13 protein-coding genes and 2 pseudogenes are annotated in these 15,384 nt (G+C 67.0%); 8 read left to right on the top strand and 7 right to left on the bottom strand.

Annotated elements, in window-relative coordinates; all coding sequences use genetic code 11:
* The first annotated feature begins 57 nt into the window (after positions 1-57).
* The gene (locus POS17_RS11450) at positions 58-1,023 is read left to right on the top strand and encodes a helix-turn-helix transcriptional regulator (RefSeq protein WP_060838646.1); all 966 of its coding nucleotides are present in this window, start codon (positions 58-60) and stop codon (positions 1,021-1,023) included.
* Positions 1,024-1,106: 83 nt separating this feature from the next.
* Positions 1,107-1,949 carry an NAD-dependent protein deacetylase gene (locus tag POS17_RS11445; protein WP_060838645.1) on the top strand — a complete coding sequence of 281 codons (843 nt, stop codon included), beginning with the start codon at positions 1,107-1,109 and terminating at the stop codon, positions 1,947-1,949.
* Position 1,950: 1 nt separating this feature from the next.
* On the opposite strand, the gene POS17_RS11440 is transcribed toward POS17_RS11445, so the two are convergent.
* Complete coding sequence (locus POS17_RS11440; protein WP_060838644.1) at positions 1,951-2,853, bottom strand: LysR family transcriptional regulator; 903 nt, start codon at positions 2,851-2,853, stop codon at positions 1,951-1,953.
* A 215-nt stretch (positions 2,854-3,068) separates the two neighbouring features.
* On the opposite strand from POS17_RS11440, the gene POS17_RS11435 reads away from it, so the two are divergent.
* From POS17_RS11435 to POS17_RS11425, 3 genes are read left to right on the top strand one after another with little or no spacing between them, the layout of a single operon-like run.
* Positions 3,069-3,767 (top strand): CoA transferase subunit A, encoded by a 699-nt coding sequence (locus tag POS17_RS11435; protein WP_060841913.1) that lies wholly within the window; start codon positions 3,069-3,071, stop codon positions 3,765-3,767.
* A 37-nt stretch (positions 3,768-3,804) separates the two neighbouring features.
* Entirely contained in the window at positions 3,805-4,464 is a 660-nt protein-coding gene (locus POS17_RS11430) for a CoA transferase subunit B (RefSeq protein WP_060838643.1), read from the top strand.
* An 11-nt stretch (positions 4,465-4,475) separates the two neighbouring features.
* Positions 4,476-5,654, top strand: coding sequence for an acetyl-CoA C-acetyltransferase (locus POS17_RS11425; RefSeq protein ID WP_060838642.1), 1,179 nt, complete (start codon positions 4,476-4,478; stop codon positions 5,652-5,654).
* Positions 5,655-5,710: 56 nt separating this feature from the next.
* Here POS17_RS11425 and POS17_RS11420 read toward each other — a convergent pair whose 3' ends face one another.
* On the bottom strand, positions 5,711-6,634 hold the full coding sequence (locus POS17_RS11420) for a LysR family transcriptional regulator (RefSeq protein ID WP_060838641.1): 924 nt from the start codon (positions 6,632-6,634) through the stop codon (positions 5,711-5,713).
* Positions 6,635-6,763: 129 nt separating this feature from the next.
* Here POS17_RS11420 and lysA point away from each other — a divergent pair, with 129 nt between their 5' ends.
* The gene (gene lysA, locus POS17_RS11415; protein ID WP_060838640.1) at positions 6,764-7,996 is read left to right on the top strand and encodes a diaminopimelate decarboxylase; all 1,233 of its coding nucleotides are present in this window, start codon (positions 6,764-6,766) and stop codon (positions 7,994-7,996) included.
* A 7-nt stretch (positions 7,997-8,003) separates the two neighbouring features.
* Here the strand turns inward: lysA and POS17_RS11410 are convergent, their stop codons facing one another.
* Complete coding sequence (locus POS17_RS11410) at positions 8,004-9,731, bottom strand: alkaline phosphatase D family protein (protein ID WP_060838639.1); 1,728 nt, start codon at positions 9,729-9,731, stop codon at positions 8,004-8,006.
* Between the two features lie 37 nt (positions 9,732-9,768).
* Positions 9,769-11,205 (bottom strand): MFS transporter, encoded by a 1,437-nt coding sequence (locus POS17_RS11405; protein WP_060838638.1) that lies wholly within the window; start codon positions 11,203-11,205, stop codon positions 9,769-9,771.
* 129 nt (positions 11,206-11,334) lie between these two features.
* On the opposite strand from POS17_RS11405, the gene POS17_RS11400 reads away from it, so the two are divergent.
* Positions 11,335-12,252 carry a LysR family transcriptional regulator gene (locus POS17_RS11400; RefSeq protein ID WP_060838637.1) on the top strand — a complete coding sequence of 306 codons (918 nt, stop codon included), beginning with the start codon at positions 11,335-11,337 and terminating at the stop codon, positions 12,250-12,252.
* A gap of 32 nt (positions 12,253-12,284) precedes the next feature.
* Positions 12,285-12,740, top strand: a complete 456-nt coding sequence (locus POS17_RS11395; RefSeq protein ID WP_060838636.1) for a hypothetical protein — start codon at positions 12,285-12,287, stop codon at positions 12,738-12,740.
* Positions 12,741-12,815: 75 nt separating this feature from the next.
* On the opposite strand, the pseudogene POS17_RS32665 reads toward POS17_RS11395, so the two are convergent.
* The 3 genes and pseudogenes from POS17_RS32665 to POS17_RS11385 form a co-directional block, all read right to left on the bottom strand.
* Positions 12,816-13,349, bottom strand: a pseudogene (locus POS17_RS32665) (methyl-accepting chemotaxis protein); the annotation flags it as partial.
* A 588-nt stretch (positions 13,350-13,937) separates the two neighbouring features.
* Positions 13,938-14,576 (bottom strand): annotated as a pseudogene (locus tag POS17_RS32660) (cache domain-containing protein); the annotation flags it as partial.
* A 375-nt stretch (positions 14,577-14,951) separates the two neighbouring features.
* On the bottom strand, positions 14,952-15,245 hold the full coding sequence (locus POS17_RS11385; protein WP_060838634.1) for a DUF3144 domain-containing protein: 294 nt from the start codon (positions 15,243-15,245) through the stop codon (positions 14,952-14,954).
* Between the last annotated feature and the right edge of the window lie 139 nt (positions 15,246-15,384).

Here is a 15,384-nt window from a genome sequence, read left to right as displayed (position 1 = left end):
TGGGAAACGGATCCATTCCCATGGCAAACGCAGAACATCCATTGCAGGAGCGCGAACATGGCCGTTGCACCCGGTTCTTCCCAGTCCTATCGCGTGCCGTGCAACGCACCACGCGAGCACCGCCAGGCCCCGGGCGGCGGGTCACGCCAGCAGTTGCCCCAGGCCCTGGGCGATTGCTACAGCGACAGCCTGCCCCTGGCCCAGGACCTGACCCTGGTGCGCTCGCGCTACCACCCCAATCGCCCCTTGATCGAAGAGGCCAGCAGTTGCCACGCCGGCCGTCTACTGGTGATCACCTGTGCCCTGCAAGGCACCTCGGGCTACCTCGACGCCAAGGGTTCGAGCCTGGTGTTTCGCGCCGGGCACACCAGCGTCAGCGCCTTCCAGGCCAGCCGCGGCGAACGCCGTTATGGCGCCAATGAAACAGTGGAGCAACTGCGCCTGCTGGTGGGCGAAACCCTGCTCCAGCAGTACCTGGGCCCCACCCGGGCTCGCCAGTTGCTGGGCCAGGACGCCGTGCAATTGCTGGCCTGCGGGCCCACCTCCCGGGCCAGCGCCGGCCATCTCAGTGCCCTGGCCCAACCCTGGGGCCGGCAGCAGCCAGCGACGCTGGAGTTGCACATTCACGCCCTGAGCCTGCTGTCCCTGCAATTGCAGGCCCTGGCCCCCGCCCCTGTCGCCCCGGGCCGGCGCCTGAAGGCCGCCGATCTTGAACGGCTGCAGCGGGTACGCGACCTGATGTTCGAGCAGATGCACCAGCCCTTGAGCGTGGCCTATCTGTGCGCCGCTGTGGGGCTGAACGAGTTCAAGCTCAAGCAGGGCCTGCGCGAGCACTACCACACCACGCCGCAGCGCATGCTCCTGGAAATCCGCATGGGCCATGCCCACCGCCTGTTGGAAGGCGGCTGCCAGGTGGCCCAGGCGGCCTATCAGGTGGGCTACCGCTTTCCCGGCAACTTCAGCGCGGCCTTTACCCGGTTCTATGGCAAGTCACCCAAGTCGGTGTTCGGCCCCCGGCGCTGAACCACGGGTAAGACACTGGCGCCGCGAAGGCTTTGCGTCTATTTCTGGTAGGCGTCCCTGGTCACTGGAAACGAGTGCAGCCCATGATCGACCGCCCTACTGCCCCACCGCTCGAACAACTCGCCGCCGCCATGCACGGCAAGCCGTTCATGGTCCTTACCGGCGCCGGCATCAGCACCCCGTCGGGCATCCCCGACTACCGCGACAACGACGGCGTGCGCCGCGGCAAGCAGCCGATGATGTACCAGGAGTTCCTCGGCCAGGCCGAAGCCCGGCGCCGCTACTGGGCCCGGGCCATGCTCGGCTGGCCGCGCATCCGCCAGGCCCGGCCGAATGCTGCGCACCAGGCGTTGGCGCAATTGCAGGCGGCAGGAAGCATCGCCGGGGTGATCACCCAGAATGTCGACACCCTGCACGATCAGGCCGGCAGCCTGGACGTCATCGAGCTGCACGGCAGCCTGCACCGGGTGCTGTGCCTGGACTGCGGCCAACGCAGCCAGCGCGATGCCATCCAGCAGCAGTTGCAGGCACTCAATCCGTACCTGGCCGGGGTCGACGCGGTGCAGGCACCGGATGGCGACACCCTGCTGGACCCGGCCTTCGAGGAACGCTTCCAGGTGCCCCGCTGCCCCTACTGCGACGGCGACCGCTTGAAGCCCGACGTGGTGTTCTTCGGCGAGAACGTGGCCCAGATCACCGCCGCCCGGGCCTTGAATGCGGTGCACGAGGCCGCCGGCCTGCTGGTGGTGGGCTCATCGCTGATGGCCTACTCGGCGTTTCGCCTGTGCCGCGCCGTGGCTGACCAGGGCAAGCCGCTGCTGGCCATCAACTTCGGCAAGACCCGCGCCGACGAGTTGCTGGACCTCAAGTTCGGCGAGCCCTGTGACCAGCTCCTGCCGCTCCTGGCCGAGCGCCTGCTGGGTTGAATCAGGCAGCGCCCAGGCGCTCACCGAGGTTCTCCTGGCGCAGGATGTCGAACAGCGCCTGGGCCGCGGTGGACAGCTCTTCCCCAGGCTTGGTCAGGATACCGATGGCCCGCTCCACCACCGGGTCGTCCAGGGTCAGGCAGTGTCCGCCCAACTCGCGCATGTGCTGGGCACACAGGGCCGGCACGGCACTGACACCCAGGCCGCTGGCGACCATGCGCCCCACGGTCGCCAACTGATGGCTTTCGAATTCCACCGGCAACTGCACGCCCCGGGCCCGCAGGTGGTCTTCGAGCATCACCCGCACCGTGGACGGCCGCTGCAGGGTGATAAAGGGCTCCTGCAGCAAGGTCCGCCAGTCGATGCGGCTGCGCTGCGCCAGGGGCGAATCCTGGGGCACCACGGCCACGAAACGGTCGACGTACAGCGGGGTGAACAGCAGGGAGCTGCTGTCCTGAGGCTCGAAGGCCACCCCCAGCTCCACCTCGCGGTCGCGGACCATCTCCAGCACCTGCTCGTTGACCACGTCGTTGACCGTGACGTTGACCTGGGGGTAACGGGCGCGAAAGTGCTTGAGGATCGGCGGCAGCAGGTTGCCGGCAAAGGACGGCATGGCCGCCACCGTGACCCGCCCGCGCTGCAGGGTGAAACGCTGGCGCAGCTCGTCCTCGGCGTTGTCCCAATCGGCGATCAGCCGTCGCGCCAGGGGCAGCAGCGCCTCGCCTTCCGGGGTCAGGGCCACATTGCGCGTATTGCGCGTGAACAGGCGCCCGCCCAGCCCTTCTTCCAGGGCCTTGATGGTCAGGCTCAGGGCCGACTGCGACAGGTGCAAGCGCTCACAGGCCAGGGCAAAGCTCAAACTGTGGGCCACCGCCAGAAAGGCCCGTATCTGTTTAACCGTCATCTCTCATCCTCGGGAGGGCAGCGGCAAGCTATAAGCTTCAAGCCGCAAGCTTGTAGCCTGGAGCTTGCAGCTTGCAGCTTGCAGCTTGCAGCTGATTATGCTGCTTTTAAAATCAATCAACCTTAAAAATCAACTTAACAAATCAATCCCGCAGCGCAACACTGATCCGCAAACGGCTGGCCAGCCGCCAACGAACAAGAAAGAGGATGGTGCAAATGGCAGGTTTCGATAAGCGTGTGGCGTCCTACGAGGAAGCCCTGGAAGGTCTGCAAGACGGCATGACCGTGATCGCCGGCGGCTTCGGCCTGTGCGGTATCCCCGAGAACCTGATCGCCGAGATCAAGCGCCGCGGCACCCGCGACCTGACGGTGGTGTCGAACAACTGCGGGGTCGACGGTTTCGGCCTGGGGGTGCTGCTGGAAGACCGCCAGATCAGCAAGGTGGTCGCTTCCTATGTGGGTGAAAACGCCCTGTTCGAGAAACAGCTGCTCAGCGGCGAGATCGAAGTGGTGCTGACCCCCCAAGGCACCCTGGCGGAAAAAATGCGCGCTGGCGGCGCCGGCATCCCGGCCTTCTTCACCGCCACCGGCGTCGGCACCCCGGTGGCCGAAGGCAAGGAAACCCGTGAATTCAAGGGCCGCACCTACCTGATGGAAGAGTCCATCACCGGTGACTTCGCCATCGTCAAGGGCTGGAAGGCCGACCATTTCGGCAACGTGATCTATCGCCACACCGCACAGAACTTCAACCCCCTGGCGGCCACCGCCGGCAAGATCACCGTGGTCGAAGTGGAAGAAATCGTCGAGCCGGGCGAGCTGGACCCGACGCAGATCCACACCCCCGGCATCTACGTCGACCGGGTCATCTGCGGCACCTTCGAGAAGCGCATCGAACAGCGCACCGTGCGCAAGTGATCGCCCTTCCCCAGCCCGACTAACAAGGACAACCAAAATGGCTCTTACCCGCGAACAAATGGCTCAGCGCGTCGCCCGCGAACTGCAGGACGGCTTCTACGTCAACCTCGGCATCGGCATCCCGACCCTGGTGGCCAACTACATCCCCGAAGGCATGGAAGTCATGCTGCAGTCGGAAAACGGCCTGCTCGGCATGGGCGCCTTCCCTACCGAAGACCAGGTCGACGCCGACATGATCAACGCCGGCAAGCAGACGGTCACCGCGCGCATCGGCGCCTCGATCTTCTCTTCCGCCGAATCCTTCGCGATGATCCGCGGCGGGCATATCGACCTCACCGTGCTCGGCGCCTTCGAGGTGGACGTGCAGGGCAACATCGCCTCGTGGATGATCCCCGGCAAGCTGGTCAAGGGCATGGGCGGCGCCATGGACCTGGTGGCCGGTGCCGAGAACATCATCGTGACCATGACCCACGCCTCGAAAGACGGCGAATCCAAGCTGCTGAACCGCTGCAGCCTGCCGCTGACCGGCGCCCAGTGCATCAAGCGCGTGCTCACCGACCTGGCCTACCTGGAGATCGAGAACGGCGCCTTCATCCTCAAGGAGCGCGCCCCCGGGGTCAGCGTCGAGGAAATCGTCAGCAAGACCGCCGGCAAGCTGATCGTGCCGGACCACGTGCCTGAAATGCAGTTCGCCTGAGGAGCCCCAACATGCAAGACGTCGTCATCGTTGCCGCCACCCGTACCGCCGTGGGCAGTTTCCAGGGCTCCCTGGCGGGCATTCCCGCCGTTGACCTGGGCGCCGCGGTGATCCGCCAGCTGCTGGCCCAGACCGGCATCGACCCGGCCCAGGTCGACGAAGTGATCATGGGCCAGGTGCTCACCGCCGGCGCCGGGCAGAACCCCGCGCGCCAGGCCGCGATCAAGGCCGGCCTGCCCCACGCCGTGCCCGCCATGACCCTGAACAAGGTCTGCGGCTCGGGCCTCAAGGCCCTGCACCTGGCCGCCCAGGCCATCCGCTGCGGCGATGCCGAGGTGATGATCGCCGGCGGCCAGGAAAACATGAGCCTGTCCAACTACGTGCTGCCCGGCGCCCGCACCGGCCTGCGCATGGGCCACAGCCCGATGATCGATACCATGATCAGCGACGGCCTGTGGGACGCCTTCAACGACTACCACATGGGCATCACCGCCGAGAACCTGGTGGACAAATACGCCATCAGCCGTGAAGCCCAGGACGCCTTCGCCGCCGCGTCCCAGCAAAAAGCCGTGGCCGCCATCGAGGCCGGGCGTTTTGTCGACGAGATCACCCCGATCCTGATTCCCCAGCGCAAGGGCGAGCCGCTGAGCTTCGCCACCGACGAACAACCGCGCCCCGGCACCACCGCCGAGGCCCTGGCCAAGCTCAAGCCGGCGTTCAAGAAAGACGGCACGGTGACCGCCGGCAACGCCTCGTCGCTGAACGATGGCGCCGCCGCAGTGCTGCTGATGAGCGCCAGCAAGGCTCGCGCCCTGGGCCTGCCGGTACTGGCCCGGATCGCCGCCTACGCCAACGCCGGGGTCGACCCGGCGATCATGGGCATCGGCCCGGTGTCGGCCACCCGCCGCTGCCTGGACAAGGCCGGCTGGACCCTGGACCAGCTGGACCTGATCGAAGCCAACGAAGCCTTCGCCGCGCAATCGCTGTCGGTCGGCAAGGAGCTGGAATGGGATGCGAGCAAGGTCAACGTCAACGGCGGCGCGATTGCCATCGGCCACCCGATTGGCGCGTCGGGCTGCCGGGTGCTGGTGACCCTGCTGCATGAAATGCTCAAGCGCGATGCCAAGAAAGGCCTGGCGACCCTGTGCATCGGCGGCGGCCAGGGCGTGGCACTGGCCATCGAACGCTAACGCTTCCTCCGTGGCGAGGGAGCTTGCTCCCTCCCACACCAGAGGCGCTGTTGCAGTTACAGCGCTTGCACCAGCCTGCTCAACTGCTCATCCAGACGCCCCGCCTCGCCCCGCAACGACTCGCAGAACCCCTCGACAAAACTCGATGACGGCCGGTAATCCGGGCGGATCAGCATCACCCGGTACGGCACCGAAAACTCCAGCGGCCGGATCGCCAGACCGCGCCCGACCTCCTCCATGGCGCTCAAGGGGTTGATGATCGATACCCCGAGTGTCTGCCGCACCATGGCGCACACCGAGGCGGCGTTGGTGGTTTCCACCACCACCCGGCGATCGACCCCGGCCTGGCGAAAGTGCTCGTCCAGGGTCTGCCGGTAGATATCCAGGCCCGAGAGGTTGATGAAGTCCTGGCCGCGAAAGTCCTCCAGCGCCAGCCGTGGCTTGGCCAGCAGCGGATGGTGGTCGGCGAGGATGCAGACCATGTCGGCGCAGAACAGCAACTCGCCCTGGGTGCCCCGGGGCAGGTGCTCGCTTTCGGTCAGGCCCAAGTCATGGCGCTGGGCGCTGAGGGATTCTTCCAGCAGCGGCGACTCCTGGGCGGTGATGCTCAGGCCGATCCCCGGATGCTGTTGCAAAAAGCGCTTGCACACTCGGGGCAGTAGGGTCTGGGAGAACAGCGGCAGGCAGCTCAGGCTCAACTGGCCGTGTTCGAAACGGCGGATCGACTGGGCCACGCTGTTGATCCGCTCCAGCCCCACATAGGCCCGCTCCACTTCTTCCAGCAACAGCAGGGCCTGGGCCGTGGGCAGCAGGCGCCCGCCTTCGCGGTCGAACAGGCGCAGCCCGGAAAGGCTTTCCAGCCGCGCCAGTTCGCGGCTGACCGTGGGTTGCGAGGTAAACAGCAAGCGTGCAGCACCGGTGACGCTGCCGGCCTGCATGATGGCGCGGAAGACTTCGATATGGCGCAGGGAGATGTCCATCAACAGAGGCTCGTTCGATCAACCAGTCCATATCAAATATGAATCAACCAACAAAGAATAGATATTTTATTGAATAGCCAATCATCGGCATGCTGCAACCACTCTCACTGACCACAGATTGCAATCGCCATGGCCATACCCTTCGCCCCCGCTCAACTCGCTGCCGCCGCCCGTCAATATGGCACTCCGCTGTGGTGCTACGACGCCGCCACCATCCAGGCGCGCATCGCCCAATTGCAGGCCTTCGACGTGGTGCGCTACGCCCAGAAGGCCTCGTCCAACCTGCACCTGCTGCGCCTGATCCGCGAAGCCGGGGTGCGGGTCGATGCCGTCTCCCTGGGGGAAATCGAGCGTGCCCTGCTGGCCGGCTTCAGCCCGGTGGAGGCCGGTATCGTCTTCACCTGCGACCTGTTCGACGAGGCCACCCTCAAGCGCGTGGTGGAGCTGCAAGTGGAAGTCAACGCCGGCTCGATCGACATGCTGCGCCAGCTCGGGGAGCAGTCCCCGGGGCATCGGGTGTGGCTGCGGATCAACCCGGGCTTCGGCCACGGTCACAGCCGCAAGACCAACACCGGCGGCGAGAACAGCAAGCACGGCATCTGGCACGACCAGGTCGGCGAGGCCCTGGCGGTGATCCGCCAACACGGCCTCCACCTGGTGGGCCTGCACATGCACATCGGCTCCGGGGTCGATTACGACCACCTGGAGCAAGTGGGCGCGGCCATGGTGACGGCGGTGAAATCCCTGGACCACGACATCGAGGCCTTTTCCATCGGCGGCGGCCTGTCTACCCCCTACCGCGACGGTGACACCCCGGTGGACGTGCAGCGCTACGCCAATGCCTGGAAGGTCGCGCGCCAGGAGATCGAGGCCTACCTGGGCCACGGCGTGCGCATGGAGATCGAACCCGGGCGCTTCCTGGTGGCCGAGGCCGGCTGCCTGGTCAGCGAAGTGCGGGTGGTGAAAACCGCCGGCCAGCACCACTTCGTGCTGGTGGACACCGGTTTCAACGACCTGATGCGCCCGGCCATGTACGGCGCCTACCACGGCATGAGCCTGCTGGACGCCGCCGGCCAGGCGGTGGACCGCCCGCAGCAACTGACCGTGGTCGGCGGTCCGCTGTGCGAGTCCGGCGACATCTTCACCCAGGATGACGAATGCCTGACCCCGCGCCTGCTGCCCCAGGCCCGGGTTGGCGACCTGCTGGTGCTGCACGACACCGGCGCCTACGGCGCCAGCATGTCCTCCAACTACAACAGCCGGCCGCTGCTGCCGGAAGTGCTGTTCGCCAACGGCCAGCCACGGCTGATTCGCCGGCGCCAGCCCCTGGCGGACCTGCTGGCGCTGGAACTGGGGCTGTAACGCCCCGCTACCAGGGCTCCAGCTGCAGCCGTTGCGGCTGGTTGTCCACGCTGTCGTCCTGCTTGCGGGTCACCAGTGGCTCGCCGTCGGCACCGTAGAACTGCACCACCAGTTGAGCGTGATCGGGTTTCACGTCCAGGCGGGCAAAGTTGTCCGCCTGGGTGAAGGCCCAGGTGTGGTAGTCCATGGTCTGCGTACCGTCGAAGAGCGCAAAGCTATCGGGCGTCTGCGGTGCCGTCGAGTCGTGCACGTACCCGGCCGGATCGCCGTCGGCAAAGGGAAAGGGCCAGTAGAACGCCGACGAGGTGACCGCGAAGCACTTCAACCCCTGACCCGCGGCGCTGAACTGCAAGCGGGAAATGTTCGAGCAGTGAATGTCCCCGGAAAGGAACACCACGTTCTGCACCTGATGCTCGACCAGGGTTTCCAGCACGGTGCGGCGCGTGGTGGGGAAAGCCGACCAGGCGTCACTGTCGTTCTTGTGGCGCACGGCATCAGGGTCTGTGCCCACGGTATCCACACCGTTGGGCACGAAGACGCTGGAAGTGACCACGAACTTGGGCACGTTGCCCCGATCCTCCTGCATGTGCCGCAGCCAGGCACACAGCCGGTCGAGCTGACCCGGTTCGCTGGGGTGCAGCGAGGGACGGCCCAGCAGGTGGTTGTCGTCCAGGGCGTCCGGCACATCGTCGAGAAAGCGCTGGGTCCGGGTGTCGAGGACGAAGAACGGGTAGTGGCCACAGGAGAAGTCATAGAACAGCTGGTTGGTCTGCAACTGCTGCAGGTACTTGTCGTCACCGGTCATGGCCCGGCCATGGACATAGCTGTCGGCGAAGCGTGGCCCATGACTCCACTGGTAGCTCATGTAGGCGCCCATGGCGAGGTTGAACAGCAGGCGCTTGTCACGGTCCTTGCGGATCCGATCCTGGGTCCAGTTGTCCTCGATCTCGTGGTCGTCAAGGATCATGTAGGTGGGCATGTGGGCCAGCAGTTGGCGGATGTTCGGTGAGCCAAAGGCGCTGTGGTAGCGCTCCTCGAACTCCTCGAAGGTGTCCGCCAGCCCCACCGGCACCAGGCGGTTGAACAGGTCGGCGTAGATCTGGTCGCCGACCATCAGCACCATCTGCGCATCGGCGTGTTCGCTCTGCATCGGCCCGAAGATCGTGTCGGAGTTCTTGCGTTTCCACAGCAGCCCCGGGTAGCGGCAGGAGCCCAGCAGGAAGCTCAGGGCCGATGCCTGGCCGGGCACCGCACTGGCCCGAGTGGTGAACTCGGCCTCGACGTACATCTTGTCGGCCCCGCTGCGGTTCAAGTCATTGGCCCAGGCCCCGGGATCGGGCAGGCGCTGCACCACCGACTCGCTGGACACGTCGTCATCGTTGTTGCCGGCGTCATCGACGTTGAGCGAGGCCATGCGCACCCGGTAACGGGTGCCCGGCGTCAGCACAAAGGGCTTGAGCTGCTTGCGCGCGGCCTCGTTGCCCCACAGGCTGGTGTCGACCCCGAGATTGAAGGTGCCGGTGCGGTGGTACTCACGCCGCAAGCGAAAGTAGAAGATGTTGTCCGCCGCGACCCGGCCGTTGCTGCTCACCACGCCAATGACGCCGATGGTACGGATGTCCTCCGCCACGCCCTTCTCGTCCAGGGCATCGGACGCGGCGATCCATAAACGGCAAGAAGTGTCGGTGGTGTGCCCGACGATCGGGCCTAAGGAAGGAGTACGAAGGGTGCTCACGATGACCTGCTCCTTGGTGGGGGTGTGCAGGCAAAGCCTAGCTCGGGCGCGGCGCCCGACAAGCGTCGTCGAGCCGCCCTGACAGCCGGTCGGAGCAGGCGATGGCCAGGGCCGACAGGGTCAGCAGCGCCGCCACGCCGTAGGTCCAGTGCATGCCGCTGACGACCGCCTCGACGCTGGCCCCAGCAGCGGTTGGCGCTCGCGCCACCCAGGCGAACAACGCCCCCATGGCGGCCACGCCGCTGATCAGCCCGAGATGGCGCGACAGGCTCAGCAAGCCTGCCGTCAATCCCCGCTGCGCAGGCGCTGCATCGAGCATCACCAGGCTGTTGTTGGCCGCCTGGAACAGCGCATAGCCGGCGGTGACCAGGGCGATGGGCAGCAGGTAACCCGCCAGCCCCAGATGGCTGGGCAACAGGGCCAGCAGGCTGCAGCCGGCGAACAGTCCCAGCAACCCCAGGCGGCACAGTGGGCGAGCGCCGTAGCGATCCACCAGGCGCCCGGCGGGCACTCCGGCGAGGGCCGCCACCAGCGGTCCCAGGGACAGGCACAGCCCCACCCGGGCGGGGTCCAGACCCAGCCCGCGGGACAGATAGAAAGGCCCGACCACCAGGGTGGTCATGATCACCGTGGACACCAGCAGGCTGCCGATCAGGCCGCTGCGCAAGACCGGTCGGCGCAGCAGGGCCGGCTGCAACAGCGGCGCAGCGGCCCGGCGCTCGACCCGCATCAGCAGCCCGCCTCCCAGCGCCGCCACCAGCAGCAGCCCCAGGTTCTGTACAGCCCAGGGCCGTTCGCCCAAGGTCAGGGCCAGGGCATAGGCCCCCAGGCTCAGGGCCAGGAGCACGGTGCCGGCCAGGTCGAAGCCGGCGACCGAGGCTGACCGGCGATCCCGCGGCAGACTGCGCCAGGCCAGCCCCAGCGCCAGCAGTCCCAACGGCACATTGACCAGAAACATCCAGCGCCAGCCGCCACCGGCCAGCAACAGACCGCCCAGGGACGGGCCCAGGGTGGTGCCCAGGGCCGACAGGCTGCCCAACAGGCCCATGGCCGCACCGGTGCGCGCCTTGGGCAAGGCATCCCCCACCAGGGCCATGCTCAAGGCCAGCATCAGCGCCGCCCCCAGCCCCTGCAGGGCTCGGCCCGCCAGCAGCCAACCCAGGCCGGGGGCCAGCGCGCAGCCCAGGGAAGCCAGGGTGAACAGGACGATCCCGCCCAGCAGCAGGCGCCGTCGCCCCAGCAGGTCGCCCAGGCGCCCGGCGCCGGCAATCAGGCTGGTCATCACCAACAGGTAGGCGAGGACGATCCACTGCACCTGCTGGAAGGAGGCGGCGAACACCTCGGCCAGCGCCGGCAGCGCGGCATTGGCAATGCTGCTGTCCAGCGACGGCATCAGCATCGTCAGCGACAGGCTGGCCAGGGCCAGGCGCGCCCGGGGCTCAAGCGCGGGAAGATTGGATTCGGGACGGGACATTGCACGGACTCCTTCAAGGCATTGCCCGGCAGCCTATGCCCCGGCCCGAGCAGGCGGAAGACGCAGCAATTGCACTGAATGAATGCACGTAACGCCATGTCAGCGAGCGCCCTGTGCTAGATTCCGCCCATGTCGACACCCGATCTGAATCTGCTCGTCACCCTGGATGCGCTCCTCAGCGAAGGCAGCGTGGCGCGCGCTGCCCAGCGCCTGCAACTGAGCCCTTCGGCCATGAGCCGGGCCCTGTCGCGCCTGCGCCAGGTCACCGGCGATCCCTTGCTGGTGCGCGCCGGACGCGGGCTGGTGCCCACGCCCCGGGCCCTGGAACTGCGCCAGCAGGTCGGGCCGCTGGTGGAGCAGGCCCTGATGGCGCTGCGCCCGGCCCGGCAGATCGACCTCGGGCAGCTGCAACGCACCTTCACCCTGCGCAGCCGCGACGGCTTCGTCGAGAACTTCGGCCCGGCGCTGATCTGCCGCCTGCAGCAGCAGGCACCCGGCGTGCGGGTGCATTTCGTGCCCAAGCTCGATCGCGACAGCCAGCCCCTGCGCGAGGCCAGCGTCGATCTGGAAACCGCGGTGATCGCCAGCGACACCAGCCCCGAGTTGCGCACCCGGGCGCTGTTCCGCGATCGCTTTATCGGCGTGGTGCGCAGCGGTCATCCCCTGAGCCGCGGCCCGGTGAGCCTGGACCGCTACCTGGCCGGCCAGCACATCCTGGTGTCCCATCAGGGCCATGACCACGGCCGCCTGGACGAAGCCCTGCAGGCCCTGGGCCGGCAGCGGCAGATCATCACCCTGGTCAGCGGTTTTTCCGCGGCCCTGGCCCTGGCCCGGGGTTCGGACCTGATCGCCATGGTGCCCGAGCACCACACCCGTCATCTGCGAGCCGGCCTGCACAGTTTCAGCCTGCCGGTGGCGCTGCCGGAGATGACGGTGTCCCTGCTCTGGCACCCGCGCATGGAGGCCGACCCGGCCCATCGCTGGCTGCGCCAGTGCGTGCACGAAATCTGCAGCGCTGCCGCGACCACTCTCGGCGACACCCAGTAGCGCTGACCCACCCTGAACTGCGAGCCCCTGCAATGCCTTCCTCCTCACCCGCTGTACCGGCTGCTCCCCTCAAATACCTGCCGGCCATCGCCGCCCTGCTCTGGGGCCTGTCGCTGGCAGCCGGCCGGGCGCTGCCGCAGTGGGACTATTTCCTGGAGAACTTCGCCGCCTACTGGCTGCCCCAGGGGCTGATTCTCGGACTGCTGCTGGCCACCCGCCCTACCCCGGCGCTGTTCACCGGCGTGGCGCTGGCCCTGGCGGCGCACCTGCAGCTGTTCTGCCTGTGGATCACCTCCCCGATCGACAGCATGGGCTGGCTGTTCTACCTGTTCGATTTTCCGGGTGCGCTGATCGGCGCCGCCATTGCCCGCTTCCTGGCCGCGCACAGGGCCGCGGGCAAACCGCTGGTAAGCGGGCTGCTGGGGTTTGGCGGGGTGGCCTTGGGGCTGTTGCTGAACTTTCAGCTGGTGCTGTTCAGCCAACACTGAATCGGGGCGACGACAGCGCCCCGCAGAGGGAGTTGAAACTCACCCGGACCGCCGGCGGCCCGGGTGAGTGAGTCTTCAGCTGTGGCCCTGGCTCAGGTGCGACAAGCGCCCGGACAGGGCCTGCATGGCCTCGCTGACCTTGTCCAGGGCCTGGGCGTCCCGGGCGTTGTCCTCGCTGATGCCGTGGATGCGCACCGCCAGTTCGTTGATCTCCTGGGTCACATGGCTCTGCTGCTGCGCGGCCACGGCGATCTGCTGCGCGCGCTGGGAAATATCGTCGAAGCTGGTGACCGTGCTCGACAGGGCATCCGAGGCTCCGGACGCCTCGCCCACCGCTTCGCGGGTACGCGATTCACCGGCCTGGATCGCCTGCACCGCCTGGCGTGAGGCCTGCTGCAGGTCGCTGATCATGCCGCTGATCTCGTTGGCCGAGGTCTGGGTCCGACCGGCCAGGGTCCGCACTTCATCCGCCACCACGGCAAAGCCGCGGCCCTGCTCGCCGGCCCGGGCCGCCTCGATGGCGGCGTTGAGGGCCAGCAGGTTGGTCTGCTCGGAGATGGCCTTGATCACGTCCAGCACCGCGCCGACCTGCTGGCTGTCCTGCTCCAGGCGCTGGATCACCGCCGCCGCCTCGGCCATTTCCGTGGATAACTGCTGGATCGACTGACTGTTGGCCGCGACCCGCTGCTGGCCATCCTGCACCACCACCAGGGACTGGCGGGCGGTGTCGGCGCAGTTGTTGGTGTTCTGCGCCACTTCCAGGGCACTGGAGGACATCTGGGTAATGGCCGTGGCCAACTGGGTGTTTTCCTGGCGCTGCTGCTCGGCGCGCTGGGCCAGGGTGCCGCTCAACTCGCCCAGGCGCCCGGCCTCGTTCTGCAGCTGCCGGGCTTCGCTGGCGATCTTCTGCAGCATCTGCCGCAACTGTCCGGCGTAGCGGTTGACCGCGCCGCGCAAGGCGCCGATCTCATCGGCCCGCGCCACGTGCAGTTCGGCGTTGTCGCTGGCCTGGCCACTGCCCAGGGCATCGATCTGCCGGGTGGTTTCTTCCAGCTGGGCAATCAACCGGTGGCCGCCCAGCCAGGCGAAGAACAACAGCAGGGCCAGCAATGGCAGGAGAAACACCAGGATCTCGGTGGTCATGGCCCGGGCCAGGCCGGTGACCTTCTGCTCCGGGGTCACCAGGCCGATGGTCCAGCCACTGCCGGGCATGCTGAACAGACTGACCCGCGCCGCTTCCTGCAGCCGACCATCCTGCTCAAGGTCCAGGCTGCGCACCTGGCCGGGGCTGCCCGCGGCCCTGCCCAGGGCCTCGGCCACCGGACGGAGCCAGGGCTGCTGTTTGCTCAGGGCCTCGAAGCTGAACATCTGCCCGTCGGCACCGGCCTGGGCCTCGGGGAAATACAGCACGTTGCCGGCCTGATCCAGGGCGAAGGCATAACCGCCGGTGACCGCGCCCTGCTCCTTGAGGAAACGCGCCAGGTCATCCAGGCGCAGGTCGACGGTGGCAACCCCGGCAAAGCGGCCATCCTGGCGATACGGCACGCTGCAGGTGGTCATCGGCACCCGGGTCACCGGGTCCTGATAGGCCTCGGACCACAGGCAGCGCCCGGGCGCGCTGTTGCGGGCGCCGGTGTACCAGGCTTCATGGTGATAGCCGGCGCTGCCGGCGGCGTTGTAGTCATCGGAGAACGCCAGGGGCCCGGCGTCGCTGCGAGCCCAGAAGAAGCTGCGGCGCTCGACGCCCGCCGCGAAGGCATCGGGCTCCGGCCAGATGCCGCCGCCGGCAATCGCCTTGTCGCCTTCATGGTCGATCACCTTGGGCAAGGTGGCCATGAACAACGCCTGCTCCTTGGGCAGCCCTTCCACCAGGTGGGCCATGCTGGCGGTCACGCCCTCGATCCCCGCCAACTGCAAGGCCAGTTGGCGGACGATGGCGCTGCCGGTCTGTTCGATCAATGCCGAGCTCGCCTCCACCACTCTGGGCTGCCCCCGCAGGGTCATCACGGCAAAAACCGCCAACGCCGTGAACAGCAACAGCAACACACTGCCGAGGGTCAAACGATGAGACAGACGAACCGGTAGCAAGGCCATGACGAACTCCATATCAATAGGCATTCAGAGCTTATCGACCAGGAGCATGGATCACTTGAGCAAAGAGTGACGCAGGTCACACAATCCGCCGCTGACTCAGCGACGGCGCTCGACCTTTCAGTCCTGCTTGCCGCTCATGTAGCGCGGGAAGTTCTCGATGTAATCGTTGAGGTTCTCTTCGAGCATCAGGCGGAACTCCTCCAGGAAATAGTCCACTGCCTGCTGCTTGGCCGCTGTCAGTTCCTCGGCATTGCGGCAACCGCAGGCGCTGACCCAGGCACTGAAGCGCGCGTTGGCGTACATCAGCGACGCACTGGCCTTGCCGCGGCTGCTGTCGGCGATATGGGAGTTGGTCAACTCGATGATGGCGTCGGCGCGGTTGTAGAAATCCTGATCCGGTTCGTTGGCCACGGGGCGTTCCTCTTGCTGGCTAGGGAAAATAAGGCGCCGGAGTATAAGAGTTTTACGCTCGTATACCGATGACTTTCACTCTCGCCGGCAAAGCGGCCCAAGAGCCCGGCCTCGTCTCCGGGGCGCCTCACCGGACAAG

The organism is Pseudomonas sp. Os17, assembly GCF_001547895.1.
Lineage (GTDB): Bacteria > Pseudomonadota > Gammaproteobacteria > Pseudomonadales > Pseudomonadaceae > Aquipseudomonas.
The sequence above is the reverse complement of the archived record's forward strand: the minus strand, read 5'-3'. Positions and strand labels throughout refer to the sequence as shown.

Bases quoted from the DNA above. Each gene is read 5' to 3' on its own strand.
- POS17_RS11450 (WP_060838646.1), top strand. From the start codon at position 58: ATGGCCGTTGCACCCGGTTCTTCCCAGTCCTATCGCGTGCCGTGCAAC.
- POS17_RS11395 (WP_060838636.1), top strand. From the start codon at position 12,285: ATGCCTTCCTCCTCACCCGCTGTACCGGCTGCTCCCCTCAAATACCTG.
- POS17_RS11430 (WP_060838643.1), top strand. From the start codon at position 3,805: ATGGCTCTTACCCGCGAACAAATGGCTCAGCGCGTCGCCCGCGAACTG.
- POS17_RS11400 (WP_060838637.1), top strand. From the start codon at position 11,335: ATGTCGACACCCGATCTGAATCTGCTCGTCACCCTGGATGCGCTCCTC.
- POS17_RS11425 (WP_060838642.1), top strand. From the start codon at position 4,476: ATGCAAGACGTCGTCATCGTTGCCGCCACCCGTACCGCCGTGGGCAGT.
- POS17_RS11420 (WP_060838641.1), bottom strand. From the start codon at position 6,634: ATGGACATCTCCCTGCGCCATATCGAAGTCTTCCGCGCCATCATGCAG.
- POS17_RS11405 (WP_060838638.1), bottom strand. From the start codon at position 11,205: ATGTCCCGTCCCGAATCCAATCTTCCCGCGCTTGAGCCCCGGGCGCGC.
- POS17_RS11440 (WP_060838644.1), bottom strand. From the start codon at position 2,853: ATGACGGTTAAACAGATACGGGCCTTTCTGGCGGTGGCCCACAGTTTG.
- lysA (WP_060838640.1), top strand. From the start codon at position 6,764: ATGGCCATACCCTTCGCCCCCGCTCAACTCGCTGCCGCCGCCCGTCAA.
- POS17_RS11445 (WP_060838645.1), top strand. From the start codon at position 1,107: ATGATCGACCGCCCTACTGCCCCACCGCTCGAACAACTCGCCGCCGCC.
- POS17_RS11435 (WP_060841913.1), top strand. From the start codon at position 3,069: ATGGCAGGTTTCGATAAGCGTGTGGCGTCCTACGAGGAAGCCCTGGAA.